The organism is Georgenia sp. TF02-10, from assembly GCF_022759505.1.
GTDB lineage: Bacteria > Actinomycetota > Actinomycetes > Actinomycetales > Actinomycetaceae > TF02-10.
On the sequence record NZ_CP094289.1, the window covers coordinates 2727150 to 2750843 of the forward strand.

Consider the following 23694-nt stretch of genomic DNA (forward strand, 5'->3'; position numbering starts at 1 on the left):
CGCCGGGTGGCGGTGGGTGTCGAGGAGGCCGGAGCGGCTGCGGCCACGGTGGGCGGCGAGGATGCCGGAGCGTCTGCGGTCACGGGATGAGGTCCTCAGGTCGAGGGTGTTAACGTCAACATCGTAGCGAGGTGGCTAGGGTGCTCCGCAAGCCGGCGGGGTGTCAAGGCGGACCCGGGAGCTACGTGGCCCCTCGAGATGGAGGTGTTGATGGCAAGGCGCAGCGATGCCCGGCAGCGGTCGGGTCCCTCGATGGCCGACGTCGCGGCGCTGGCCGGGGTGTCCGCGCAGACCGTCTCGCGGGTCTCGATGGGGCTGGACAACGTGGCCCCCCCGACGCGGGAGAAGGTGCTCGCCGCGATGGGACAGCTCGGGTACGCGCCGAACGGTGCGGCCCGCGCCCTGCGGTACGGGAGCTTCGGGACGATCGGCATGATCGCCCACCGGCTGGCCCGGACCGGCGAGTCGCGCACGGTCGAGGCGGTGGTCGAGGCGGCGCGCGCCCGGGGCTACACGGTCACGCTCGTCGACCTGGAGAGCCCCTCCCCGGGCGACGTCTCGGCCGCCGTCGCCCGGCTCTCCCACCAGGCGATCGACGGCCTGGTCATCGTGCGCGCCGAGATCGCCACGCCCGAGACGCTCGCGCTCCCCCGGCGGCTCCCCGTCGTGGTGTCCGACTCCCGCTTCGTCGGCCACCACCCCGCCGTCGGCGCCGACCAGACCGGCGGCGTCCGCCTCGCGGTCCAGCACCTGCTCGACCTCGGCCACCGCACCGTCCACCACCTCGCCGGCCCGGCGGACTCCGGGCCCGCGCAGCTGCGGGTCGAGGCGTGGCGGGCGACGCTCGCCGAGGCGGGCCGGCCGGTCCCCGCCGTCGCGGAAGGGGACTGGACCGCCGCCGCCGGGTACCAGATCGGGCACCGCCTGGCCGCCGACCCCGACGTCACCGCGGTCCTCTGCGCCAACGACGAGACCGCCACCGGCGTCCTGCACGCCTTCCACGAGGCCGGCCGGCGGGTGCCCGACGACGTCTCGGTCGTTGGGTTCGACGGCATCCTGCTCGCCGAGCACCTGCTGCCACCGCTGACCACCGTCGCGCAGGACTTCGACGAGATCGGCCGGCGGCTCGTCGACCTCCTCCTGCGTCAGGTCCGCGACGGCGAGGACCTGACCGGGGCGCACGAGGAGGTGCCCACCCGCCTGGTGGTGCGGGCGAGCACGGCCCCGCCGCGCTAGCGCCCCATCACCACCGCGACGCCGTAGGGCTCGAGCATGCCCGCCCCCTCGAACGCCGCGCCGGTCAGCAGGTCCTGGCCCGAGAGCTCCAGGCGGACGGCCTGGCTCTGGCCGGTGGTGTTCACCAGGAACGTGAGCGCCGTGCCGTCCTCCCGGACCCGGCGGGAGAGCTCGACGCCGGCCGGCAGGTCGTGGCCCACCACGCCGGTCCCGTCCAGCAGGGCGTCGACGGTGAGCCGGGTACCGACCTCGTCGGGGAAGGACGCCGAGTAGAGCACGCCGCCGCCGCTCCCGGACGGCCGGAAGGTCAGCGCGGGCGAGCCGGCGTAGTACTCGCCGGCGTACCGCGCGAGGACCTGCGTCCCGTCGTCGGCGCGGACGACGTCGCACAGGACGGTGCCGTGCGCGCCGTCGTCGCCCGCCGACGCCGCGTCGCCGAAGGCCAGGGGGACGGTTCGCGACGGCGGGAGCGCGTCGGTCTCCTCGACCCAGACGCCCGCAAGGTCGCGCAGCGGCACCGGCGCCTGGCCGAGGTGCAGCCGGTCGTGCTCATCGACGAGGCCGGTCATCGGGGTCAGCAGCAGGCGGCCGCCGTCGGCGACGTACCGGCGCAGGCCCTCGGCCAACCCCTCCGGCAGCATGTACAGGCACGGGGCGACGACCGCGGCGTAGCCGTCGAACGGCCCGGTGGCCGGCACGACGTCCACCGGGACGTTGCGCCGGTGGAGCTCGGCATACCAGCGCTCGACCTCCCGCACGTACTCCAGGGACCGGCTCGGCCCCGCCGAGTACCCGATCGCCCACCGGGAGGGCCAGTCGAAGACGACGGCCACGGACCCGTGCTCGACGCGGCTGCCCACGACCTGCGGCGAGACCCGCGCGAGCTCGGCCCCGAGCTCGGCGACCTCCCGGAAGGTCCGGGTGCTGCCCGTGCCGTCCGTGCCGATGACCGCGCCGTGGAACTTCTCGCACCCGGCACGGGACTGCCGGAGCTGGAAGAACTGCACGGTGTCGGCGCCCCGGGCGACCGCCTGCCACGACTGCTGACGCATCTGGCCGGGGCGCTTCAGCGAGTTGTAGGGCTGCCAGTTCTGCCGGGACGGGGTCTGCTCCATCAGCATGAACGGCCGCTGGCGGCCGACGGCGCGCATGAGGTCGTGCCGCAGGGCGATCTGGGCCGGCGTCGTGTCGTGGGCGGGATAGCTGTCCCAGGACACCACGTCCAGGTCGTCGGACCAGGCGAAGTAGTCGTAGTCCGGGAAGGTGCCCATCATGTTCGTCGTGACGGCGCGCGCGGTGTCGAACCGCCGGATCGCGGCCTTCTCCTCGCGGAAGGAGTCCAGCACGCTGCTGCCGTAGAACCGCTGGTAGTCGAGCGCGGAGCCGGGCAGCACCGCCTTGCCGCCCGCCATCGCGTCACCGAGCTCGTTCGGCGGGAAGATCTCCTCGAAGGAGTGGTAGGTGTGGCTCCAGAAGGCCGAGTTCCAGGCGTCGTTGACCGCCTCCACGGTGCCGTAGCGCGTGCGCAGCCAGTCCCGGAAGGCCTGGGCGCACAGGTCGCACCAGCAGAACCCGCCGTACTCGTTCGACACGTGCCAGGCCACCAGGCTCGGGACCTCGGCGTAGCGCTCCGCCAGGCGCTCGGCCAGCGCCACGGAGTAGCGGCGGTACGTCGGGGAGCTGATGCAGGCGTTGTGCCGCGCGCCGTGCCGCATCCGCCGGCCCTGGGCGTCGACCCGGTTGACGTCGGGGTGCTTCAGAGACATCCACGGCGGCAGCGCTGCCGTCGAGGTGGCCAGGACGATCGACATCCCGGCGTCGGCCACGGTCTGCACGATCCGGTCCAGCCGGGCGAAGTCGTACACGTCGTCGGCGGGCTGCAGGGTGGCCCAGGAGAAGACGTTCAGGGTGACCGTGTTGATCTCCGCCTGCCGGAGGAGCTCCATGTCCTCGGCCCAGACCTCCTCGGGCCACTGCTCCGGGTTGTAGTCGCCCCCGTAGAGGATCCGCCCCGTACCGAAACCGTTCGCCGTCGTCACTGCGCCTCGCTCCATCTCGTGTGGTTGCTCATCTCGGGTGGCTGCTCGTCGCCACGCCCGTCCGTCCGGCCCGCTGGCCGCCCGCCGACCCTATGGTGCTTTCGTCTCGGCCCGGGGCCGGGCCTGCGTCGTGGACGCCCCGGCCCGGGGCCCGGCCAGCATCGTGGACGCGCATGCCCGCGGGCACGGTCCACGTCGTGGACCCCCGTGCCCGGCCTGGGTGGCGTTCTCACTCGATCGGCTGGCGGCCGAGGTCGGTGGGGGCACGCCCGCCCGAGATCCACCCGGCGGCGCAGGCGAGCAGCGGGACGCCGAGGATGACGAGGCTGAGGGGCAGGACCGGGACGGCGGCGAGCCCCCTGGGGTCGACGTAGCCGGTGGCCAGCACGAGGTAGGCGCCGAGCGCTCCGACGAGCGCGCCGAGACCGGCGAGACCGCCGGCGGTGGACGCGGTGAGGGCCCGTCGCACGGTGCTGGTGGCGCCGGTGGCGGTGAGGATGCGGGTGTCGCGCGCCGCCTCGACGCGCATGAGCCCGACGATCATCGACAGGACGGCGAGCGCCACCGCGACGCCGACGGTGGTGGCGCCCCAGCGGAGCGCGACCAGGCTGGAGCGCTCCTCGCGGTCCTCGACGAGCAGACCGTTGTCGGCGGCCACCTCGCGGATCGCGGCGACCTGGGCGTCGGTCACCGCGGCGGGCGCGACGAGGAGCCATCCGACAGTCCTGGTCGTCCATCCTCGGCGGTCGAGCTCCTCGGCGCCGACGAGGGTGCCGGGCAGGGAGCCGTAGGTCGGGTCGAGCGTGACCGCGTCGTCGAGCGGAGCGGGCGGCCCGCCGAGGTTGGCGAGCCAGAGCTGGTGGGTGTCCGTAACGATGTCGGTGGGGCCGGTCGGGGCGGTCGTGGCCACCCCGTCGAGGCGGTCGAGGCCGTAGAGGTCGAGCAGCTCGGGGGTCGCCCGGTAGACGAGGGCGACGTCGAGGTAGCCGAGGTCGGTCCGGCGCGCGACCGTCACGGCCGTCGGGCCGATCGGGTCGTCCTGCGCCCGGGGGTCGACGGCGACGTCGAGGTCGACGACCACCCAGCCCTGCTCGGCGGCCCGGGCGGCGAGCGCCTCCCGTGCCCGGTCCAGGTCGGCGGTGGAGAGGTCGGGGAGGTAGGGGGCGAAGCCGTCGTCGTCCGGGTCGACGGTGTAGAAGGGCGACTCGCCCTCGGGCTGCGCCGGGTCCCGGGTCCACACCAGCAGCCGGTCCTCGGGCAGGTTCCCGGGCGGGGCGGTGGCGTCCGCGGCGCTGGCGCCGACGAGCACCGCGACGGGGATGCCGAGCGCGAGGCTCACCGCGGCGAGCGCCAGCGCGGACCGGGCGCGGTGCCGGGACAGGTCGCGCCAGGCGAGCCGGACGGCGACGGGCAGCCCGCGCGCCGCCAGGCCGAGGGCCTCGACCGCGACCGGGGCCAGCGAGAGCACGCCGGCGACGGCGGCGACGGTGCCGACGGCGACGATCACGACGTTGTCCCCGGGCACGAGGAGCAGCGCGAGCCCGACCGCTGCCAGGGCGGCGCCGACGGCGGCCGAGCGGCGCGCCGGCCGGGGGGCGCCCGGGCGGCCGGAGAGCGCGTCGGTGGTGGGCGCCATCGACACCGCGCGGGCCGGCCACCACGCCGCCGCCGTCGTCATCACCAGCGCGGCGGCGACGGTTGCGGCGGCGAGCGGCCACGGCACGTTCCACCTGTCGATCCGGTACCCGACCGCGGGCTCCATCACCGGCGCGGCGAGGAACCAGCCCCCGAGGCCGAGGACGGCGCCGAGCGTCGCGGCGACGACGCCGACGAGCGCGCCGTTGGCGATCACGACGAGGCGCAGGTGCCGTTGGGTCGCGCCGACGGCGCTGAGCATCCCCAGCTGGCGCAACCGGCGCTGGGCGACCGCGACGAACCCCGCGGAGGCGACCAGCGAGACGAGCACCAGCACGATGCCGCCGACGCCCACCACCGCCGCGGCCGTCTCCACGCGCCCGGCGTCGCCGCGGCTGGTCAGGTCCGCGCTCGGGAACCGCGCGCCGCCGAACTCCCGGATCGCCCGCACCTCGTCGAACGCGCCGGTCCCGCCGATCAGCAACGTCAGCGTCTCGGCGCGGGTGGTCTCCGCGGCGGAGACCAGGGCGAACTCCTCGTCGAGATCGCTGGGGTTCTCCACGATCCCGACGACCGTGCGCGGGCGGCCGTCGAGGTCGACCCGGTCGCCGATCCCGGCCTGGAGCGTCCCGGCGACGCCGTCGGTCACCGCGACCTCACCGGCCGCCGTCGGGTAGCGGCCCTCGAGCCGGGCCAGCATCGGACCGGAGAACGGCCCGCGCGGGTCCTGCGCCCGGTACACGACCGACTCGACCGATCCGGGCACCGGCGCGCGCCACTCGCCGATCACGTCCACGCCACCGAAGCGCTCCCCCGCCGCCTCGACGTCGTCGCGGAGGGCGGCGAGCCGGGCGTCCTCGATGGTGTACCGGTGGTTGGCCGAGCCGAACACGGCGTCCTCGGGCACGCCGACGGTGTTGTAGGCGGCGGTGGAGAACCCGGTTGCGGCCGCCACCGAGACGGTCAGCAGGCTCAGCACGAGCAGCTGCTGGCGCCACTCCCGCCGGAACGAGCGCCGTGCCCAGCGCAGCACCGCCCGCCGTGCGGCCGTCCCGCCGTTGGCCCCGGGCATGGTCAGCCCGGTCCGGCGCCGAGCAGCGACTCCGGCGACGCCGGGCCGGGCGTGCGGTCCACCATCCGGCCGTCGCGCATGAACACCACCCGGTGCGCCCACGAGGCCAGCTGCGCGTCGTGCGTGACGACCACCCCGGCGACGCCCTCCCGGCACGCCTGGCGCAGCATCCGCATCACCGCCTCGCCGTTCGTGGAGTCCAGCGCCCCGGTCGGCTCGTCGGCCAGCAGCAGCCGGCGCTGCCCCACCACGGCCCGGGCGATCGCGACGCGTTGCGCCTCACCGCCCGAGAGCTGGTCGGGGAAGTGCCCGGCCCGGTCGCCGAGCCCCAGCCGGTCCAGGGCGTCGCGGGCCGCCCGGCGGGCCGTCCGCACCCGCGTCCCGTCGAGCTCCAGCGGGAGCGCCACGTTCTCCAGCGCGGTCAGGCCGGCGAGCAGGTTGAACGACTGGAACACGTAGCCGATCGACCGGCGCCGCAGCTGCGCCCGCTCGTCCTGCGACATCGACGCCGTCGCGATCCCGCCGATCTGCACCACGCCCGACGTCGGCTCCTCCAGGGTGCCGGCGATGGTCAGCAGCGTGCTCTTGCCCGACCCGCTCGGGCCCATCACCGCCACCAGCTCGCCCGCGGTGACCGACAGGTCGGCGTCGACCAGCCCACGCACCAACGTGGCGCCCTCGCCGTAGGTCTTGCACACCCCGTGCATCTCCAGCACCGCGGTCACCGCCCCACCCCCTGACGTCGACGGCGCCGCGCCGGGACCGGGGCGGGCGTCGCCGGGAACGCCAGCGGGCCGACACCGCGCAGCCGGGCCTCGGCGCCGTCCAGCCAACGGATCACCGCGTCGAGGCGGAAGAGCTCCGCGTCCACCACCAGCAACAGGCTGACATCGCTCGGATCGGCGTCGGCCTTGACCGCGGTGAAGTGCTGCATCATCACCACCAGCCGGCGACGGTGCGCCTGGATCAGCTCCGTCACGTCGACGCCCGGCACCCGCAGGGCGACCAGCACCTTGATCACCAGCTCGTCCCGCGGCGGCACGCCGGTGTCTGGCGGCGGCCCGAGCCACGTCGTCAGCTCCTGGCGGCCCGCCGCGGTCAGGCGGTAGGTCTTCTTCGGGCCCTCGCCGGGGTCGCCGGTGGACTCCACCAGCCCGTCGCGCTCCAGCCGCTGCAGCGTCATGTACACCTGCCCGACGTTCAGCGGCCAGACCTCGCCCGTGCCGGCCTCGAACTCCTGGCGCAGCTGCAGCCCGTACTTCGGCCCCTCGCTCAGCAGCGCCAGCAGCCCATGCCGCACGCTCACTCGTCCACCTTGACCATACCGGGGACTATAACGAGTAGAGTGGCGGTCGACAAGGGGCTCCTGCAGGGTCAATGCAGCTCGGCGGCTGAGCCCTCAGCCTCGGGTCGGCGTGGCTCGGGTGGGGCACGGGCCGCCCGCACGAGCACCGTCCGCCCAGCCGCTCTGACAAGTCCCCGCCACGGGGAGTCCACCTGGTCCACCCACGAGACGATCTCGCTGTCTCATTGGCAGACAGTCGGCGCCATCCGTCATCCGCATCGGAGGGCAGGCGCGCTACCCCTCATCACCTTCAGCGCCCTCGCCGTGGAAAGAGGGGAGGTAAGAGATGCCGACGAGCATCCCTTCCGGACTCAGCAGACGAGCAGTTGTTTGGCCCCAGGGCTCTTGGTGCGCCTCGGTCAGAATCTCCTGCCCCTTGGCGCGTAGCTCCTCGACCGCGCCTGCGACAGCCTCGGGAGAAGACACCTCGAGCTCGATCCAGGCTTGCGGGATGGGCCGGTCCTCGGGCCACCGATCAGTGCCAAAAGTCGCCTGGGCGGCCTGGCTCAGGGGCCAGAGGGCGAAGGCCTTCACACCGTCAAGACCGGACGCATGATGGTAGCCGGGAGCGATCTCCTCGAACGGGACGCCGATCCTCCGCGCCCAGAAGTCAAGCGTGACGGTCGGCTCGGCGCTGATGGGCCCGAATCCCGCTACGAAGGCAATCTCCATCTCGCTACCGTAACGTCACCATCGGTTCCACCGTGGACGGCGTGACGCCGAGCAGGCCGGCGTAGGGCGCAGCGGCGCCAAGGGCAGCTGGCCGGGCGGGACCACCGCGACGGGGTGCAGCGGAAGGCGTTGGCCGCCGCGGCGGCGCCTGCGGAGGCGTCGGGCGCCGGGCGTCGCTGACCCAGAAGTTCGCCGAACTGGTCAGGCACGTTGCACCGACGCTGCGCTGCGGGGCGGGCGGACACGATGGCCCCGGTGCCCGGTCGGGCGAAGACGCCGGCTCACTACGGGACGGGCCTGCGCACGCTGGCCGGACTTCCGCAGGTGGTGAGCACACAAACTCGGGGTTTTCGGCGTGGCGGTGCGGGAAAGTCGCGTTCGGGCGCCGGTGGGGCGTGTTACTACGTGCTCGGCTGCCCGGGGGGGCGGGTGGCCGGTGGTCTAGCGGGCGTTGGTGGTGGGGGTGGTGAAGCCGCAGAACCGGCGTGGTTGGGTCAGTCGGCGGTTTCAGGTTCAGGCCGAGAGCCTTGAAGATGATCTTCTGGCCGGGGGTGAGGGGGGTGCGCTCGGAGACCTTGCCCTGGGGGCCAGGGGTGACCAGGTGGAGGCGGTCGAGCTCGTCGCCAGGACAGGAACGGCATTGATCAGGAACGAGGCCACCGCGACGCCGGTCCCCATTGGGCAGGCGTCCCTACCTGTCCGCCGTTCTCCTCGCCCGCCCGGTCCTCAACGCCAGCGCAGGGTGCGGGAGAACAGGATGCTGGCGTCGGCCAGGACGACGCTGACCGTCAATCGACCAGACCGATCTGGTTGGAGAACTCCGCCAGCACCTCGGCGGCCTGCTCACGACCCGCCTGCCGGGCCCGCTGAAAGTCGAGAATCGCCTGCGCCGGGACAGGGTGATGATTGCCGACCTTCACATGCTCGAGCTCCCCGGACGCGATCAGCTTCATCAACGTCGGCCGCGACACCCCCAGCATGCTGGCAGCCTTCGCGGTGGTGAACTCCTCCTTGACCGGCACCACCACCGCACCGCTGGCGCGTTCCGCGTCCAGCAGCGCGAGCACCTTCTCGGCGATCCTGCGCGGCAGGTTCAACGACACCTCGACACGCTCCCGCCCGCCGGCGAGTGCGGCACGCAGGGCCTGAACATCATCCGCAGGGATCTGCGACATCACCCACCACCCCGCTCTCGGAACTGCAAGCAAGTGAAGCAAGTATGAACTCGTAGGGTGGTGTTCCAGACGGGTGATGACGCGAGAGACCGCCAGACGAAGCTCACGGCCCGCGTGTCTCACGCCCGCCGGTGAGCCCGCGTGCTGGCTACGCGGGGGGATCAGCCCTGTCGGCCCAGTACAGGGGCATGCGTCGCGCGTGGGCGATCGCGACGACCGTGAGGACGTCGTCGGTAATGTAGTAGACCACGCGGAAGTGCGATCGGGGCATCTTCGCGTGCCGGAACACCCGGTGGGATTGGGGGACGGGGACCACGGCTGCGGACTCGGGCCATCGCAGGCAGCGGTCGATCACCTGGTTGTAGAGAGCGCGGAAGCGTGCGCCTCGGTCTTGTCCGCCCTGGTCGTACCACTCGACCGCCTCACCCAGCTCGCGCAGGGCGTCGGGGTGGATGACGACGCGCAGCCTCACGCGCCTCTCGCCGCGCGGCGCGCATCGAGGTACGCATCTGCTTCCTCGCGCGTGAGCCCCGTGACCTCTCCGCTTTCGAGTTCCTCGGCGCGTCGAGCCGCGACAGCGGCCCAGGCGGCGTCGACCTCGGCCTGGTCGGGTGCGTCGGCGTCGTAGAGCACGTCGGCGACCCGCGACCGCTCCTCGGGCGTGAGCGCCATCGCGGCTCGGATCACGTCGGCTACCGTCATGAGCCGACTCTACCTCCGACCCCTGCTCCGACCCGGGAACCTCAGACGGTCTTGCCGTCGACCTTGGCGGTCCACTGCCAGTAGGGCCCGTGGAGCTGTGGCGGGTCGGCGGGGCAGCGGCAGCGGCAGCGGCAGCGGCAGCGGCAGCGGCAGCCCAGGGTGGCGCACCTGGTGTAGCGGCGGGTGATGCTGCCCGCGCTGATCAGCCCGAGGTCGGCGATGCGGGCGGCGAGCTCGCGGTAGCGGTCTTCGCAGGCGGCCAGCTCCTGGGCGATTGATGTCCATCCTGCTTCCTCCGGCGTTTCGGACGAGCCGACCTCACCGCCGGACACGGTGCCCTGCGCTACACCGGCCTCATCGCCATCTCGGCACGCACCGAAGACCAGCTCGAAGAGGACGCCGCCGCGATCGAACAGGTCGCCGTTCATGCGTCCTGCGCGACCCAGCGACTCGTCGGCCAGCAGGCCCAGGCCTTGCGGTCGCGGCCCTGCCGCTGTGCCAGGTGGGGTGAACGATGAGCATGTGGACAGATACACCCCCACAACTGTCCACGACCGGCTATGCTGGGGTGACATGAGCGACACCATCACGGTGAACCCCTCGCACCTCACCGACGATGACTGGGCGCGCATGCGCGCGTTCCTGGACGCTGCGCGCGCCAAGGGCGAGGTCGTCGACCTGTCCGCCCGTGTCGAGCTGCTCACTCCGGCCGAGGTCGCCAAGCGGCTCGGGATGTCGCGCTCCACCGTGCGCCGTCGGATTCTCGACGGCGACCTCAAGGCGATCAAGGTCGGCACGCACCACCGCATTCCCCTCGCCGAGCACGAACGCTTCAGCGGCGAGCTGATGCTCCGCATGGCCAAGGCATCCGCGGCCGACATTGAGGCCGAGCTGTTCGGTGAGTGACTCGCCCCTCCTCTTCCTCGACGCCAACACGCTCGCCTCACCCGTCACCCGCACCCTGATCATCGCGGGCGCGAAAGCCGACGGGCTGAGGTGGACGTGGTCGGCCTACGTGGAGGCCGAAGCCGACGATCACTCGCGCGGCCAGTCGATGCCCCCGTCGAGAGTTCGCACGACGACCCTTCAGACCGAACTCTCACCGACCGCGCCCACCACGGCTGGCCTGAGCACCGACATGAAGGACCGCCAGGTGATCGCCGACGCCATCGAAGCCGGAGCGCGGTACCTGATCACGACCGACGTGGATGACTTCGCCGTCGACGACCTGGCCGCCCACGAGATGAGCGCCGTCAACCCGGACTACTTCATGGCGCTCCGCTTCACCGAGAACGCCTACCGCGAGGGCCTCGGACTCCTCGCCGCCGTCCAGAGCAACCCGGCACGCGCCGAGGCCGAACTCCACCGGGTTCTCGGCCGTCGACACCCCGCCTGACCGCGCGATTCGCAGACGCCTATGACTCCACCCCGGTCAAAGCCGACCCGGACCAGCCGAGCGTGATCTTCCGCGGCATTGCCTGCATCCGTTGCGATAAGCACCTCGACGACGAGGAGCAGCGCGTCGGGCTGTGTGCCGAACACCTGCCGACGGCCTGAACGTCGATGGGCCGTGCGAGGATGGCGGACTTGAGAACACGGACGCGAGAGGGGCTCATACCATAGCCCCGGTTCTATTTAGACCGTCCCCGACGTTCCCGCCGCCTTCTCGATCTTCCCGAAGCACGTCGCCCTTCCCGCCAGGAGAATACTGCGAGCGCTCCTACAACGTGATCGGGCTTCCCACGACCGTCGGATGGCATTTCGCCGCCATGGAACTGCCCGACGCGTTGTCCGCCGAAATTATCGCCTTCCTCGGCACGGTGACCAGAGCCCCTCATAAACTCCGGACTGTTGGTCGTGGCCAGCGCAAGCGATAGAGTCAAGCGGCTCCACGAGTGCCTGCTGATGGTGCACACATCATCACCGACGACGACGAGCAGGTCAGGTTCGTCCGAGGGCAGAGCCCGCAACCAGCGTCAGCACATCTCAACAACGAAGCGGCAAGCGAACCGACCCCGAACACAAAACCTGCCCCGCCATCAGACGGGGCAGGCTTCAATATCTCAGCTTGCGTGGAGCTAGAGGGATTCGAACCCTCGACCTCTTCCATGCCATGGAAGCGCGCTACCAACTGCGCCATAGCCCCGGGCGGCTCTTGCGAGCCTGGACCAGTGTAGGGCATCGCGACGGGGCAGCACCAACCCGCCGGCCGCGGCCGGCTCGTGAGCCTGGCCACCTGGTCCGCGGCCGGCGGCCGGCGGCCCCGGCGGGCGACCGGCGCGGGCGCATGGTCGCCGTCGGCCAACCGCTGCCGTGCGCCGGGCGCCGCTAGCTGCTGTACTGGCCGGAGCGGGAAGGAGCGGTCATGTGCCGGTGGATGACGTACTCCGGGACGCCGGTCCTGGCCGAGGAGCTGCTCTTCCGACCCGTCCACTCCCTCATCGACCAGAGCCTGCACTCCCGGCTCGGGGCGACGACGACCAGCGGGGACGGGTTCGGCATCGGCTGGTACGGCGAGGGGCCGGTGCCGGCGCTGTTCAAGAGCATCGAGCCGGCCTGGAACGACGAGAACCTGCGCGAGGTGACGAGCCAGATCCGCACCTCGCTGCTTTTCGCGCACGTCCGGGCCTCGACCGGCACCCCAGTGCAGCGGTCCAACTGCCACCCCTTCCGGCACGGCAGGTGGCTGTGGATGCACAACGGCGGCATCACCGGGTTCCACGACGTCAAGCGGGACCTCGTCACCGCCGTCGACCCGGAGCTGTTCCCCGACATCGAAGGGTCCACCGACTCCGAGGTGCTGTTCTTCCTGGCGCTGACGTTCGGCCTGGCCGAGGACCCGCCGGCCGCCGTCGAGCGGGCGGTCGGCCTGGTGGAGGAGGTGTGCGACCGGCACGGCATCCGACACCCGGTGCAGATGACGGTGGCGACCTCGGACGGCACAGCGGTGTGGGCGTTCCGGTACTCCAGCGTGGGCCGGTCCCGGTCGCTGTACTACTCCACCGACGTCGCGACCCTGAAGCACACCCACCCCGAGCTACCCCTGCTGAGCATGCTCGGGGACACCAGCCGGATGATCGTCTCCGAGCCGCTCCGGGACCTGCCCGGCGCCTGGCAGGAGGTGCCGGAGTCGCGGTGGGGCGTCGTGCGGGCCGACGGCGAGGCGGAGATGCACCGGTTCCGCCCGGCGCGCGCCGGACGCTCGTAGCTTCGCCGGTCAGTCCAGGCCGAGGTTGTAGGCCGAGAGCCGCCAGGCCGGTTCCCGGCCGGGGTTGGGGTACATGATCGTCCAGGCGCAGTTCTCCAGCCCGGTCAGGCCGAACCAGTCCATCGGGTCCAGGCCCAGCAGCACGGTCTGCCCGAGCGTGATGGCCGCGCCGTGGGCGACGACGACCAGGACGTCGTCGTCGGTCAGGTCCGCCGCGGCCTCCTCGACCGCCGCGGCGACCCGCCGGCCGCACTCGGAGCGGGTCTCGGCCCCCACCCCCTCCGGCTCGTGGCCCTGGCGCCAGGCGGCGTAGGCGGCCGGCCAGGCCTCGGCGATCTCGCTGCGCGTCATGCCCTCCCAGGCACCGAACCGGCGCTCGCGCAGCCGCGGGTCGGGGACCGGGACGATGCCGGTGAGGTCGCCGAGGGCCTGCGCGGTGTCGGCGGCCCGGACGAGGTCGGAGGTGATGATCCGGGTGGGCAGCAGGGCGGCCAGGGCGGTCGCGGCGCCGGCCGCCTGGCGCCGGCCGGTCTCGTTCAGCGCGATGTCGGACTGCCCCTGCAGCCGCATGCTCCGGTTGAAGTCCGTCTGACCGTGGCGCCACAGGACGAGGGTGCCGGCGGTCATGCCGACTCGGTCTCGTCCTGGCTGGCGGCGTGCACCTCGGCCGGCAGCGGCAGGACCGGGCAGTCCTTCCACAGCCGTTCCAGGGCGTAGTACTCGCGGTCCTCCTCCTGCTGGACGTGCACGACGACGTCGCCGTAGTCCAGCAGCACCCACCGGGCCTCGCTCACGCCCTCCTTGCGGGTGGCCGCCGCGCCCTCCTTGTGCATCGCCTCGTCGATCGCGTCGACGATGGCGCGCACCTGGCGGTCGTTCGCTCCCGAGACGACGACGAAGACGTCGGTGAGGACGAGCCGTTCGCTGACGTCGAGGGCGATGATCTCCTTGGCCTTCTTCTCGGCGGCGGCGCGGGCGGCGACGACGGCGAGTCGGCGGGAACGGTCGTCAGCGGGCACAGGTCTCCTCGGTCGGTCGGGCTGGGGCGATCCTACGTGCTGGACGCTGCCGCCACCGTGCCGGCCGGCCGGACCGGGACCGGCTGGCCCAGGCATCGCCGTCGGGCCGGCGGCGCCGGCCGGCCGGAGCTGCTATCCGACGACGCCGGCCGGCTGGCCCGAGCTGCTGCTCACGTCGACAGCGAGGCTTCCGCCGGGGACGTCGACGGCGGGAGCGCCGCCTGCACCGGCGGCGCCGTCCCCGGCGAAGGCGAGCCGGCCGATGAGCAGCCCGATGATGACCGCGGCCAGGATGAGCAGCACGGTCCGGACCACGGTGGCTGCCGGGTTGGTGGTCGGGTCGGCGGTGGTCCGGGCGCGCCGGCGGCTGCCCTCCCGCGCGTCCGCCATGGGCCCGGCCGGCTCCGCAGACGATTTCGGGACCCGGTCGGCCGGCTCCGCCGGCTCCGGCCCCGGCGAGCCCGCCCCGCGCGGGGACGCCTCCCCCGCCGGCTCGTCCGGGGAGGCGCCGGAGGCCGACCTGGCGCTCCGCTGCGGGGCCTGCCGGAGCTGGCCAGCGGCCGGGGCTGCGGGCCGGGCAGCGGCGTCGTGCGGCACGGTGGGCATGGCCACGGCGGACTCCCAGGCCGCCGGGTCCGTCGTCGGCCCCGGCTCCTGCGCCGGGGGCCGGCCCGGCGCCGCCGGGGCCGACGGCACCACGGGCTGGATCCCGGTCAGGGTTCCGGTGGCGTCGAGCGTGCGGATGCCCTGGGCGGTGCGCGGCGCCCGCACCACGGGCCGGCGGCCGGTGGCCGTCCGCTCGGCAGGGTGGTCGTCGTGCTCCGCCTCCGGGTCGACGTCGTGGGCGCGCTCGCGCAGCGAGCGACGGGTGACCGGGCCGTCCGGCGTGGCGGTCGACGGCGACGCGCCTGCGGGCGCGGGGCGCGTCGGTGGGGTGGGGTTCCCTGCTTCTGCCTCGCCGGCTGTGCCCCTGCTCCCGGCTCCGTCCGCCTTGCCGGCGCCGTCCCCAGCCCTGGCTGCCTCCGCCCCGCCCGCCCCGGCGGCGCCGTCGGCGGGCTCCACCGGCCGCCCCGCCTCGTCGACGACCCGCAGCTCGCCGGTGGCGATGGCCTGCAGGCGCGCCTCTTCCTCGAGCTCCCTCCACCGCAGCTCCTTGCGGGTCAGCGGCCGCTGCTGCCCGGCCCGCTCTGCCGCCAGGCGCGCGGCGCGCTCGGCCTCCCGACGTCGGCGGCGCTCCCCGAGAGCGCCGGTAGCCGTCGGCTCCCCCGGCCGGTGCTGCTCGGTCACGTCCCGGCCCCCACGGCGCGGGCGCCGTCGGTCTCCGTCGCGTGCGCCGGCCGTCCGTCCCGACCCCGGCCGCCGTCGTCGTCGACGGGCGGGCGGTATAGGCCGTGCTTGTGGATGTACTGGACCACCCCGTCCGGCACCAGGTACCAGACCGACTTCCCGGCCCCCACCCGGGCCCGGCAGTCGGTGGAGGAGATCGCCATGGCGGGCACCTCCATGAGGGAGACGCCGGTGGACGGCAGCCCGGTGCCGTCGAGCAGGTGCCCCGGCCGGGTGACGCCGACGAAGTGGGCGAGGGACCACAGCTCGTCGGCGTCCTTCCAGGTGAGGATCTGGGGCAGGACGTCGGCGCCGGTGATGAAGAACAGCTCCGCGTCCGGCATGGTGGCCTTCAGGTCGCGGAGCGTGTCGATGGTGTAGGTGGTCCCGGGCCGGTCGATGTCGGCGCGGGAGACGGTGAACCGCGGGTTCGAGGCGGTGGCGACGACGGCCATCAGGTAGCGGTGCTCCGCGGCGGTGACCTCCCGGTCCCGCTTGAACGGCTGCACCCCGGTGGGGACGAAGATCACCTGGTCCAGGTGGAAGGTGTCCGCCACCTCGCTCGCGGCGACCAGGTGACCGTGGTGGATCGGGTCGAACGTGCCGCCCATCACCCCGACCCGGCGCCGGCGCTGCTCCCCCCACACCATCGGTTGGGACCTCAGCGGTGCCGGGTCCGCACGTTGCGGAAGGCGTACGTGACCATCAGGAGCACGACGAAGATGGCCAGGGTCAGCGCCCCGGCCACGTAGGGGTTGATGGCGGCGGTCTCCGCGGCGTGCTCCGCCTCCTCGGCGAAGGTCACGAGCGAGCTGGTCATGGTCCCTGTCCTCACCTGTCCGACGGCGGCATGCGGTTCCCTAGTCTGGCACGAGCCGGGCGACGGCGAGGCCGCCGCCGAGAGTTGGGTCACTCGCCGAGACGCGTCGTCCGGGTGCTGGCCACGACGCCCCCGGCCTGCCAAGGTTCCTGCTTATGAGCGAGCAGCAGCGCCCCAGCGGCGCCGGGACCACCCTCGACGCCGGCGAACGCCGGCTGGTGGAGACCACCGGGATCGAGGTCGTCGCCGAGGGCGAGCGCACGAGCAAGGCCTCGGACCTGTTCTGGCCGTGGTTCGCGGCCAACGTCTCCGTCTTCGGGGTCAGCTGGGGTGCCTTCGTCCTGGACTTCGGGATCTCCTTCTGGCAGGCCGTGGCGGTCAGCGTCGTCGGCATCGTGCTGTCCTTCCTCGCCTGCGGCATCGTCGCGCTCGCCGGCAAGCGGGGCTCCGCGCCGACGATGATCCTCAGCCGGGCCGCCTTCGGCGTGCGCGGGCAGAAGGTGCCCGGCGTCGTCTCCTGGATCCTGTCCATCGGCTGGGAGACGGTCCTGGCGATCCTCGCCACCCTGGCCACCGCCACCATCCTGAACCAGCTGGGCTGGGGCGGGGGCACCACCACGAAGGTGGTCGCCGCCGTCGTCGTCGCCGGCCTCATCGTGGTCGCGTCGGTGCTCGGCTACCACGTCATCATCCGGCTCCAGTCCGCGCTCACCTGGGTCACCGGCGCGCTGTCGGTCGTCTACATCCTGCTCACCCTCGACGAGATCGACCTCGGCGCCGTCCAGGCGCTGCCCGCCGGGCCGCTCACCGCCGTCGTCGGCGCCCTGGTCATGGTGATCACCGGGTTCGGGCTGGGCTGGATCAACATCGCCTCGGACTGGTCCCGGTACCTGCCGCGGACGACGCCGGGCGGCCGGGTGGTCTTCTGGAACACCTTCGGCGGCTCGGTCGCCCCGGTGCTGCTGGTGGTCTTCGGCCTGCTGCTGGCCGGCTCCTCCCCGGACCTGAAGGACGCGATCGCGGCCGACCCGATCGGGGCGCTGGCCGCCGCGCTGCCCACCTGGTTCCTGCTGCCCTTCCTGCTGGTCGCGGTGCTGGGGCTGGTCAGCGGGGCGGTGCTGGGCATCTACTCCTCCGGGCTGACCCTGCTGTCCCTCGGCGTGCGGATCCCCCGGCCGGCGGCGGCGTTCCTCGACGGCATGCTCCTGACGCTGGGGACCTTCTACGTCGTCTTCCTCGCCGACGCCCGGTTCCTCGAGCAGTTCCAGGGATTCCTCACCACGCTCGGCGTCCCGATCGCCGCCTGGGGCGGGATCATGATGGCCGACATCGCCCTGCGCCGCCGCGACTACGACGAGCGGGCCCTGTTCGACCGCCGCGGCCGGTACGGCGACGTCGCCTGGGGGCCGGTGCTGCTCATGGTCCTCTGCTCGGTGATCGGCTGGGGGCTGGTCACCAACAGCGTCGGGTGGCTGCAGTGGCAGGGCTACCTGCTCGGGCTCGGGCTGGGCGGCAAGGAGGGCGCGTGGGCCTACGCCGGGCTCGGCGTCGTCGTCTCCCTGGTGCTGGGCTTCGTGGGGTACTACCTCGGTCGGCGCCAGGTGGTGGCCCGGCAGGAGGGGGCGCGGTGAGCGCCGGGGCGTCGGGCGGTGCTCCGGCGGCCGTGCCCGGCCCGGCGGCTGCCGGCTCCCCCGCGGCGACCGGCACGGAGCCCTGGCTGGTCGTCGTCGATCCGCAGCGGATCTTCGCCGAGCCGTCCAGCCCGTGGGCCTCGCCGATGTTCGACGGGATCGTCGGCTCGGTCCGTCGGCTGGCCGAGCGGTTCGCCGGCCGGGTGGTGGTGACCCGGTTCGTCGCGCCGCCGCAGCCGCGCGGGTCCTGGGTGCCCTACTACCGGGAGTGGCCCTTCGCCCAGGTGCCCGCGGACGACCCGCTCTACGCCGTCGTCGACCCGCTGGCCGACCTCGGCGCGCCGGTGGTCACGGCGACGACGTTCGGGAAGTGGCCGGCGCTGGCGGAGGTGACCGGGCCGGAGCCGCACCTGGTGCTCACCGGCGTGGCCACCGACTGCTGCGTGCTCGCCACCGCCCTGCCGGCCGCCGACGCCGGGGCGACCCTGCGGGTGGTCGCCGACGCCTGCGCCGGTTCCGCCCCGGAGAACCACGCCCGGGCACTCGCCGTGATGGCGCTGTTCGCCCCGCAGATCACGCTCACCACGTCCGTGGAGCTGCTGGGCTGACGGCGGGCCGGGCTCGTGCCTCGGGGGCTCAGCCGCCCAGGACGGCCCACCCGTGGCCGGGCACCCGCACGCCGTCGGCCAGCACCTCCGCCGACCCGGCCAGGACCCTGCCCGCACCCGCCGCCGGCACCTGGGCGGCGTCGTCGGCGAGGTTCAGGACGACCACGACCCGCTCCGCGCCCGCGGACTGCTCGTAGGCCAGCAGCTCGTTGGCCAGGTGGAGCACCCGGAGCCGGGAGCGGTGCAGCCACGGGTGCCGCCGGCGCAGCCCGATCAGCTCCTGGTGCAGGTGGTAGGTCGCCCACCCCTCGGCCGGGAGGTCCGCTGGCGCGGCCGGGTAGGCGGGGCGGATGGCGTCGTCACCGCCGAGACGCTCCTCCTTCAGCCCGGTCATGGCCTGCTCGTCGCCGTAGTACACCGCCGGCGTCCCGGCCACGGTGAGCAGCACGACGAGGGCGTGCGGCAGGTGCCGCCGGTCGGTCAGGCGGGTGGCGATGCGAGTGACGTCGTGGTTGCCGACGAAGGTCTGCGGCGCGAAGGCCTCAACCATGGCGTCGTGGCGGCCCAGGGCGTGCGCGAGCTCGTAGAGGTTGTGGTCGTTCAGGGCCGACCAGATCGCCTTCCACAGCTCGTACTGGGTCACCGAGTCCATCCCGGAATCGGCGACGACGGCGGCGTAGTCGCCGTGGATCACCTCCCCGACGACGTACACCTCCGGGTGCCGCGCCCGGACCTCCGGCAGCACCTGGGCCCAGAACGCCGGCGGCACGGCGTAGGCCGCGTCGAGCCGCCAGCCGTCGGCGCCGGCGTCGAGCCAGTGGTTCATCACCTCGGTGACGAGCGCGACGACGGCCGGGGCGTCGTGGTTCAGCGCGACCAGCCCGGCGTGGCCCTCGAAGGTCCGGTACTCGGGCTCGGCGGGGGCGCCGGGCGCGGGGTTCACCGCGCCACCCGCCGGCCAGGACAGGTGGAACAGCTCGGCCTCCGGCGCGGCCGGGCCGCCGGTGACGGCCGCCCGGAACAAGGGGTGGTCCCGGCCGACGTGGTTGAACACCCCGTCGAGGACGACCTTCAGTCCTCGGGCGTGGGCGGCGGCGACGAGGGTTTCGAAGTCCGACCGGTCCCCCAGCCGGGGGTCGACGGTGAGATGGTCGATGGTGTCGTAGCCGTGGGACCGGGCGGTGAAGACCGGCCCGAGGAGGAGGCCGGAGACACCGAGGTCGACGGCGTAGTCCAGCCAGTCGACCAGCCGGCCGAGCCGGTGCTGGACCGGCGCGCCGTCGTCGAGGACCGGTTCCGCGCCGACGAAGCCGAGCGGGTAGACGTGCCAGAAGATCGCGTGCTCGTGCCAGGTCACCGGGTCATCCTGCCTGGTGGGGCGGGCAGGGGCGCGAGGGCGCGCGGGGCATGGCCTACTGCTCGCGAGGACCAGGGCCGGCGCCAGTCCCCCGACGTCAGCGCCGCGTGCCGCAGCACGGGATCACGGAGTGTGTGCGTCTCGGCCGGCTGCGAGACCGGCAGCCGGCAGTGTTCGTGAACGACCACAAAGTGCCCTGACGGGGCTCCCCGAGCCGATGCTGACCTGGGCGTTTACCGCCGGAGCGACGGTGCGGAGCGGCCTTTGCGGTCGTTCACGAGCATCCTGCGGGGCGAGCCCTCCTCCGAAGCCGCGGGACGGCCGGGCGCGGGGTCACGGCCAGCGAACCGGCCCGGCGAGAGTCGCGCCCGGCGAAACGGCCCGGCGGGGGGCACGCCGGCGAACGGCCCGGCGAGGGTCACGGCCGACGCGGAGCTGTCGGCGAGACTCACGGCCGGCGCCAGTCCCCCGACGTCAGCGCCGCACCCGCCATCGGCCCCATCTGGAGCATGCCGCCGTCGACCACCCAGGACGCGCCGTTGACGTACCCGGCGTCCGGCCCGCACAGGAACGCCACCACGGCGGCGACCTCCCGGGCGTCCCCCGGCCGGGCGACGGGGATGCCTGCCCGTTCCTTCCCGACCAGGGCCGACTCGTCCTCCTGCCCGGTCATCGGGGTCGCGATCTCGCCCGGCGCGACCGTGTTGGCGGTGATGCCGTACTCGGCCAGCTCCAGCGCCGCCGTCTTCACCAGCAGCCCCAGCCCGCCCTTGGCGGCGTCGTAGGGAGCCGAGCCGACCTTTGGGGCGTGCTCGTGGACGGAGGTGATGGCCACGATCCGGCCGCCGTCGCCGGCCTGGACCATGTGCCGGGCCGCGGCCTGCAGGCAGCAGAACGCGCCGTCGAGGTCGACCGCGACGACCTCGCGCCAGCGCTCGTAGCTCAGGTCCAGCAGGAGCTCGGCGGTGCCGGTGCCGGAGCACATGACGAGGGTGTCCACCCCGCCCATCGTGGCCGCGAGCTCGTCGACGACGGCGGTGCCGGAGGTGGGGTCGGTGAGGTCGAGGTGGCGGACGTGCGCCTCGGCGCCGGCGTGCTGGACCTCTTCGGCGGTGCGGGCGGCACCGTCGGCGTCGGTGTGCCAGGTGATGCCGACCTGCCGGCCGTGCTCCGCGAGCGCGACCGCGGTGGCCTTGCCGATCCCGGAGTCGCCGCCGGTGACGATGATCCGGCGCGGCGTGAACGCGGCGGGGGGCTCGGTCGGGGACGGCTCGGCAGACATGGGTCCTCCTCTGGGCGTAGCTGCCCGGGGTGGTCGGGGTACCTGTCCTTGTGTAGGCCTCCGGCCGGGGGCCGGCAACCGCGAGCGCCAGGCCCGCGAGCCCTCGTCACCGCCCCGCGGGGCAGCTCGATACCAGACCGCAGGGTGACGACAGGCACCGCGCCGGTGGGGTGAGCCGGGTGCCTTCTGCTCGTGCCTCCGCCTCGGAGCTGTGCGGTCGGCCGTGGTCTGTGCCGACGGGCACCGGTCCCGGGGGACACTGGGCCGGTGGGAAGGCCGCTGCCGGGTCGGGGCTACTGGCGCGAGGACGGCGAGGTGCTGCCCGCACGCACGGCCTGGGAGGAGTGGGCCCTCCGGGCGCGCGAGGTGCTCGCCCGGCTGGCCGCCCGGGAGGGGGCCGTCATCACCTACGGCGAGCTGGGCCGCGCGGTTCAGTCCGGCACGGGCGTGCACACCAACGTGCCGCTGCCGCACTGGATCGGCCAGGTGCTCCGCCGGGTGGCGGCCGAGGCCGGCCGAGCGGGCGAGCCGCCGTGGACGGCCCTGGTCGTGCATGCCGCGGACGGGACCGTGGGCCGGGAGTGCCTCGGTCTCCTCGGGCCCGGCGAGGGTCCCCTCCCCGACGAGGAGCGCGAGACCCGGGCCGAGATCGCGCGGCGGGCCTGCTACCGGCACGCCAGCGCGACTGGCGCCCGTCCTCCGCGCTGACGACCCGTGCGGACCAGGCCGTCGCCCCGCCGTCGGACCGTCGCCCCGACGGTCAGGGCGCCTTCAGCGGGTCGTGCCCGCGGGACATGAGCCAGTGCCGCCAGCTGGCGTCCTCGTCGTGCCGTTCGACGGTGCCGGAGCGGATCTCCTCCACCACGCGGCGCATGGTGTCCACGTCGTCAGGGGTCAGGTCCGTCCGGCGCTTGCCCAGGATCTCCACGATCTGCCGCGAGACGTCGTCGCCGGCCTGGTCTGGGTAGCTCTCGGAGCCCTCACCGGCGTCCGCCGCCGCCAGGAAGTCCTGCAGCTCGCGCGAGCTCATGTTCACCACGACATGGAACTCGTCCCACAGGTCGTCGTCGATCACGTCCGAAGCCATCGTTCCTCCTCGTTCAGGTCCCTCGACGGTATGAGCCCGGCGGTCCTCGTGCACGCGGTGCCGGGGCAGCGGCCCGCCCTGGCCGGGAAGCGACCGGCGCGCACGCATGTCAACCTTGGCCGGTGACGGACGGCAGTACTGAGTCGGTGACGGACGGCGGGAGAGGGACCGGGAACGCGGGCGGGACCGGGAACGCGGGCGGGACCGCGAGCGCTGGCGGGACCGCGAGCGCCGGCGGGCCGGGGACCGGGAACGCGCGCGAGACCGCGAGCGCCGGCGGGCCGGGGACCGGGAACGCGCGCGGGACCGCGAGCGCCGCGCGGGCGCGGGCGGCCGCCCGTGCCCGCGGGACGCGCGCGGCCGCCCGCGCCCGCGAGCCTGCCGGCCGGCGCCCGCGCCACGGGTGGCTCCGCCGCACCTGGGCCCGCCACCCGCGGGTGTCCCTGGCGGTGCGGGCCGGCGTCGCCGCTGCGCTGTCGTGGCTCATCGCACCGCTGCTGCCCGCCCCCGCCAGCGACTACCCCTACTACGCCCCGCTCGGCGCGGTCATCGCGACCACCTTCTCCCTGGCCGGGTCGGTGCGGGAGTCCCTCCAGGCCGTCCTGGCCATCGCCATCGGCGGCACCATCGCCCTCGGCGCCGACCTGCTCAGCGAGGACTCCGGGCCGCTCATGGTCGCCGTCGTCATCACCCTCGGCGTGGTCGCGGCTGGCTGGCGCCCGCTCGGCGACCAGGGCAGCTGGGTCCCCATGGCCGCGCTGTTCACGCTGATCATCGGCCAGGGCGAGGCGTTCTTCGTCGGCACCTACGCCGGGCTGGTGCTGCTCGGCGCGCTGGTCGGGCTCGGCGTCAACCTGGTCTTCCCGCCGCTGCCGCTCGCCCCGGTGCAGGAGGCGACGAGGGAGATGCGCCAGGTGCTCGTCGTCCAGCTGCGGGACACGGCCGACCTGCTCGCCCGCGGCGAGCCGCCCGAGCCGGCGGACTGGGCCGGCCGCCGTCGCGACGTCGAGCCCGCCCGGTGGCGGATGCGCGACGCCGCCCGGCAGGCGGACGAGGCGCGCCGGGGCAACGTCCGGGCCCGGCGGTACGCCGGGGCGGTGGCGGGGGAGCTGCGGCAGGGGGAGGCGCTGGACCGGCTGACCACCCAGGTCAGCGAGCTCACCGACCTGCTCAGCGAGGAGGAGCGCGCGGGGCTGGAGCAGGTCGCGCTCGGTCCGGCGCTGCGCCCCGCGGCCGCCGAGGCGCTGCGCCGCCTCGCCGACGCCCTGGACAGCGTGCGCGACGGCCGCGCCGACGCCGAGGCGCACGCGGCGGCCGAGGCGGCCCGGCTCGCCTTCGTGGAGCAGATCGACCGGCACCGGACGACCTCGCCCGGCGGTGGGGTGCTGGCGGCCGGGACGCTGGCGATGGTGATCCAGCGGTGCCTGGAGTCGGTCCCGCCGCAGCCGGACCGGCAGGCCTGACCCCGCGCCCGATCCGC

Annotated in this window: 25 protein-coding genes and 1 tRNA gene; 8 read left to right on the forward strand and 18 right to left on the reverse strand. The window is 73.9% G+C overall.

The genetic code is table 11. The features are described from left to right. Positions 1-210: 210 nt before the first annotated feature. Complete coding sequence (locus tag MF406_RS12315; protein ID WP_242894068.1) at positions 211-1236, forward strand: LacI family DNA-binding transcriptional regulator; 1026 nt, start codon at positions 211-213, stop codon at positions 1234-1236. Here MF406_RS12315 and MF406_RS12320 read toward each other — a convergent pair. The 9 genes from MF406_RS12320 to MF406_RS19120 all read right to left on the reverse strand — a co-directional run bounded on the left by MF406_RS12320 (position 1233) and on the right by MF406_RS19120 (position 10304). Next, positions 1233-3275 (reverse strand): beta-galactosidase, encoded by a 2043-nt coding sequence (locus tag MF406_RS12320; RefSeq protein ID WP_242894070.1) that lies wholly within the window; start codon positions 3273-3275, stop codon positions 1233-1235. The genes MF406_RS12315 and MF406_RS12320 overlap by 4 nt on opposite strands. 229 nt (positions 3276-3504) lie before the next feature. Continuing rightward, entirely contained in the window at positions 3505-5982 is a 2478-nt protein-coding gene (locus MF406_RS12325; RefSeq protein WP_242894073.1) for an ABC transporter permease, read from the reverse strand. Positions 5983-5984: 2 nt separating this feature from the next. Next, entirely contained in the window at positions 5985-6689 is a 705-nt protein-coding gene (locus tag MF406_RS12330; protein ID WP_242897777.1) for an ABC transporter ATP-binding protein, read from the reverse strand. Between the two features lie 14 nt (positions 6690-6703). Next, positions 6704-7288, reverse strand: a complete 585-nt coding sequence (locus MF406_RS12335; RefSeq protein WP_242894075.1) for a PadR family transcriptional regulator — start codon at positions 7286-7288, stop codon at positions 6704-6706. A gap of 273 nt (positions 7289-7561) precedes the next feature. Further along, positions 7562-7999 (reverse strand): glyoxalase, encoded by a 438-nt coding sequence (locus tag MF406_RS12340; RefSeq protein WP_242894077.1) that lies wholly within the window; start codon positions 7997-7999, stop codon positions 7562-7564. 788 nt (positions 8000-8787) lie between these two features. After that, positions 8788-9174, reverse strand: a complete 387-nt coding sequence (locus tag MF406_RS12345) for a helix-turn-helix domain-containing protein (RefSeq protein ID WP_242897778.1) — start codon at positions 9172-9174, stop codon at positions 8788-8790. A 148-nt stretch (positions 9175-9322) separates the two neighbouring features. Then, positions 9323-9646, reverse strand: coding sequence for a type II toxin-antitoxin system RelE/ParE family toxin (locus tag MF406_RS12350; protein WP_242894080.1), 324 nt, complete (start codon positions 9644-9646; stop codon positions 9323-9325). Next, a complete protein-coding gene (locus MF406_RS12355) occupies positions 9643-9876 on the reverse strand; it encodes an addiction module protein (RefSeq protein WP_242894083.1) in 234 nt (77 codons plus the stop codon). Before MF406_RS12355 ends, MF406_RS12350 begins: the two co-directional genes overlap by 4 nt. A 41-nt stretch (positions 9877-9917) precedes the next feature. Next, positions 9918-10304, reverse strand: coding sequence for a DUF6788 family protein (locus MF406_RS19120; protein ID WP_371744484.1), 387 nt, complete (start codon positions 10302-10304; stop codon positions 9918-9920). A gap of 145 nt (positions 10305-10449) precedes the next feature. Here MF406_RS19120 and MF406_RS12365 point away from each other — a divergent pair, with 145 nt between their 5' ends. Then, positions 10450-10782 (forward strand): helix-turn-helix domain-containing protein, encoded by a 333-nt coding sequence (locus MF406_RS12365; protein ID WP_242894086.1) that lies wholly within the window; start codon positions 10450-10452, stop codon positions 10780-10782. After that, positions 10775-11272 carry a hypothetical protein gene (locus tag MF406_RS12370; protein ID WP_242894089.1) on the forward strand — a complete coding sequence of 166 codons (498 nt, stop codon included), beginning with the start codon at positions 10775-10777 and terminating at the stop codon, positions 11270-11272. Before MF406_RS12365 ends, MF406_RS12370 begins: the two co-directional genes overlap by 8 nt. Positions 11273-11949: 677 nt before the next feature. On the opposite strand, the gene MF406_RS12375 is transcribed toward MF406_RS12370, so the two are convergent. Continuing rightward, positions 11950-12022, reverse strand: a tRNA-Ala gene (locus MF406_RS12375). A gap of 219 nt (positions 12023-12241) precedes the next feature. Between MF406_RS12375 and MF406_RS12380 the strand changes: the two genes are divergently transcribed. After that, positions 12242-13084: a class II glutamine amidotransferase gene (locus MF406_RS12380; RefSeq protein ID WP_242894090.1), complete on the forward strand. Its 843-nt coding sequence runs from the start codon at positions 12242-12244 to the stop codon at positions 13082-13084. A 9-nt stretch (positions 13085-13093) separates the two neighbouring features. On the opposite strand, the gene MF406_RS12385 is transcribed toward MF406_RS12380, so the two are convergent. The 5 genes from MF406_RS12385 to MF406_RS12405 all read right to left on the reverse strand — a co-directional run bounded on the left by MF406_RS12385 (position 13094) and on the right by MF406_RS12405 (position 16249). After that, positions 13094-13711 carry a histidine phosphatase family protein gene (locus MF406_RS12385; protein WP_242894093.1) on the reverse strand — a complete coding sequence of 206 codons (618 nt, stop codon included), beginning with the start codon at positions 13709-13711 and terminating at the stop codon, positions 13094-13096. After that, on the reverse strand, positions 13708-14103 hold the full coding sequence (gene rsfS, locus MF406_RS12390; RefSeq protein ID WP_242894106.1) for a ribosome silencing factor: 396 nt from the start codon (positions 14101-14103) through the stop codon (positions 13708-13710). The genes MF406_RS12385 and rsfS overlap by 4 nt, the downstream gene beginning before the upstream one ends. Positions 14104-14235: 132 nt before the next feature. Next, positions 14236-15390 (reverse strand): hypothetical protein, encoded by a 1155-nt coding sequence (locus MF406_RS12395; RefSeq protein WP_242894109.1) that lies wholly within the window; start codon positions 15388-15390, stop codon positions 14236-14238. Next, complete coding sequence (gene nadD, locus MF406_RS12400) at positions 15387-16079, reverse strand: nicotinate-nucleotide adenylyltransferase (RefSeq protein WP_256463892.1); 693 nt, start codon at positions 16077-16079, stop codon at positions 15387-15389. Before nadD ends, MF406_RS12395 begins: the two co-directional genes overlap by 4 nt. An 11-nt stretch (positions 16080-16090) precedes the next feature. Continuing rightward, positions 16091-16249, reverse strand: a complete 159-nt coding sequence (locus MF406_RS12405; RefSeq protein WP_242894111.1) for a hypothetical protein — start codon at positions 16247-16249, stop codon at positions 16091-16093. A 155-nt stretch (positions 16250-16404) separates the two neighbouring features. Between MF406_RS12405 and MF406_RS12410 the strand changes: the two genes are divergently transcribed. Then, the gene (locus MF406_RS12410; protein WP_242894114.1) at positions 16405-17880 is read left to right on the forward strand and encodes a cytosine permease; all 1476 of its coding nucleotides are present in this window, start codon (positions 16405-16407) and stop codon (positions 17878-17880) included. 32 nt (positions 17881-17912) lie between these two features. Then, the gene (locus tag MF406_RS12415) at positions 17913-18488 is read left to right on the forward strand and encodes a cysteine hydrolase family protein (RefSeq protein WP_242897780.1); all 576 of its coding nucleotides are present in this window, start codon (positions 17913-17915) and stop codon (positions 18486-18488) included. 28 nt (positions 18489-18516) lie between these two features. Here the strand turns inward: MF406_RS12415 and MF406_RS12420 are convergent, their stop codons facing one another. Both MF406_RS12420 and MF406_RS12425 read right to left on the reverse strand, forming a co-directional pair. After that, positions 18517-19845: an alpha-amylase family glycosyl hydrolase gene (locus tag MF406_RS12420; RefSeq protein ID WP_242894117.1), complete on the reverse strand. Its 1329-nt coding sequence runs from the start codon at positions 19843-19845 to the stop codon at positions 18517-18519. Between the two features lie 448 nt (positions 19846-20293). Next, positions 20294-21127, reverse strand: coding sequence for an SDR family oxidoreductase (locus tag MF406_RS12425; RefSeq protein WP_242894120.1), 834 nt, complete (start codon positions 21125-21127; stop codon positions 20294-20296). Between the two features lie 267 nt (positions 21128-21394). Here MF406_RS12425 and MF406_RS12430 point away from each other — a divergent pair, with 267 nt between their 5' ends. Further along, positions 21395-21835 (forward strand): hypothetical protein, encoded by a 441-nt coding sequence (locus tag MF406_RS12430; protein ID WP_242894123.1) that lies wholly within the window; start codon positions 21395-21397, stop codon positions 21833-21835. A 52-nt stretch (positions 21836-21887) separates the two neighbouring features. Here MF406_RS12430 and MF406_RS12435 read toward each other — a convergent pair whose 3' ends face one another. Further along, positions 21888-22214 (reverse strand): DUF3140 domain-containing protein, encoded by a 327-nt coding sequence (locus MF406_RS12435; RefSeq protein WP_242894125.1) that lies wholly within the window; start codon positions 22212-22214, stop codon positions 21888-21890. Positions 22215-22651: 437 nt separating this feature from the next. Here MF406_RS12435 and MF406_RS12440 point away from each other — a divergent pair, with 437 nt between their 5' ends. Continuing rightward, complete coding sequence (locus MF406_RS12440) at positions 22652-23677, forward strand: hypothetical protein (protein WP_242894127.1); 1026 nt, start codon at positions 22652-22654, stop codon at positions 23675-23677. Positions 23678-23694 lie beyond the last annotated feature (17 nt).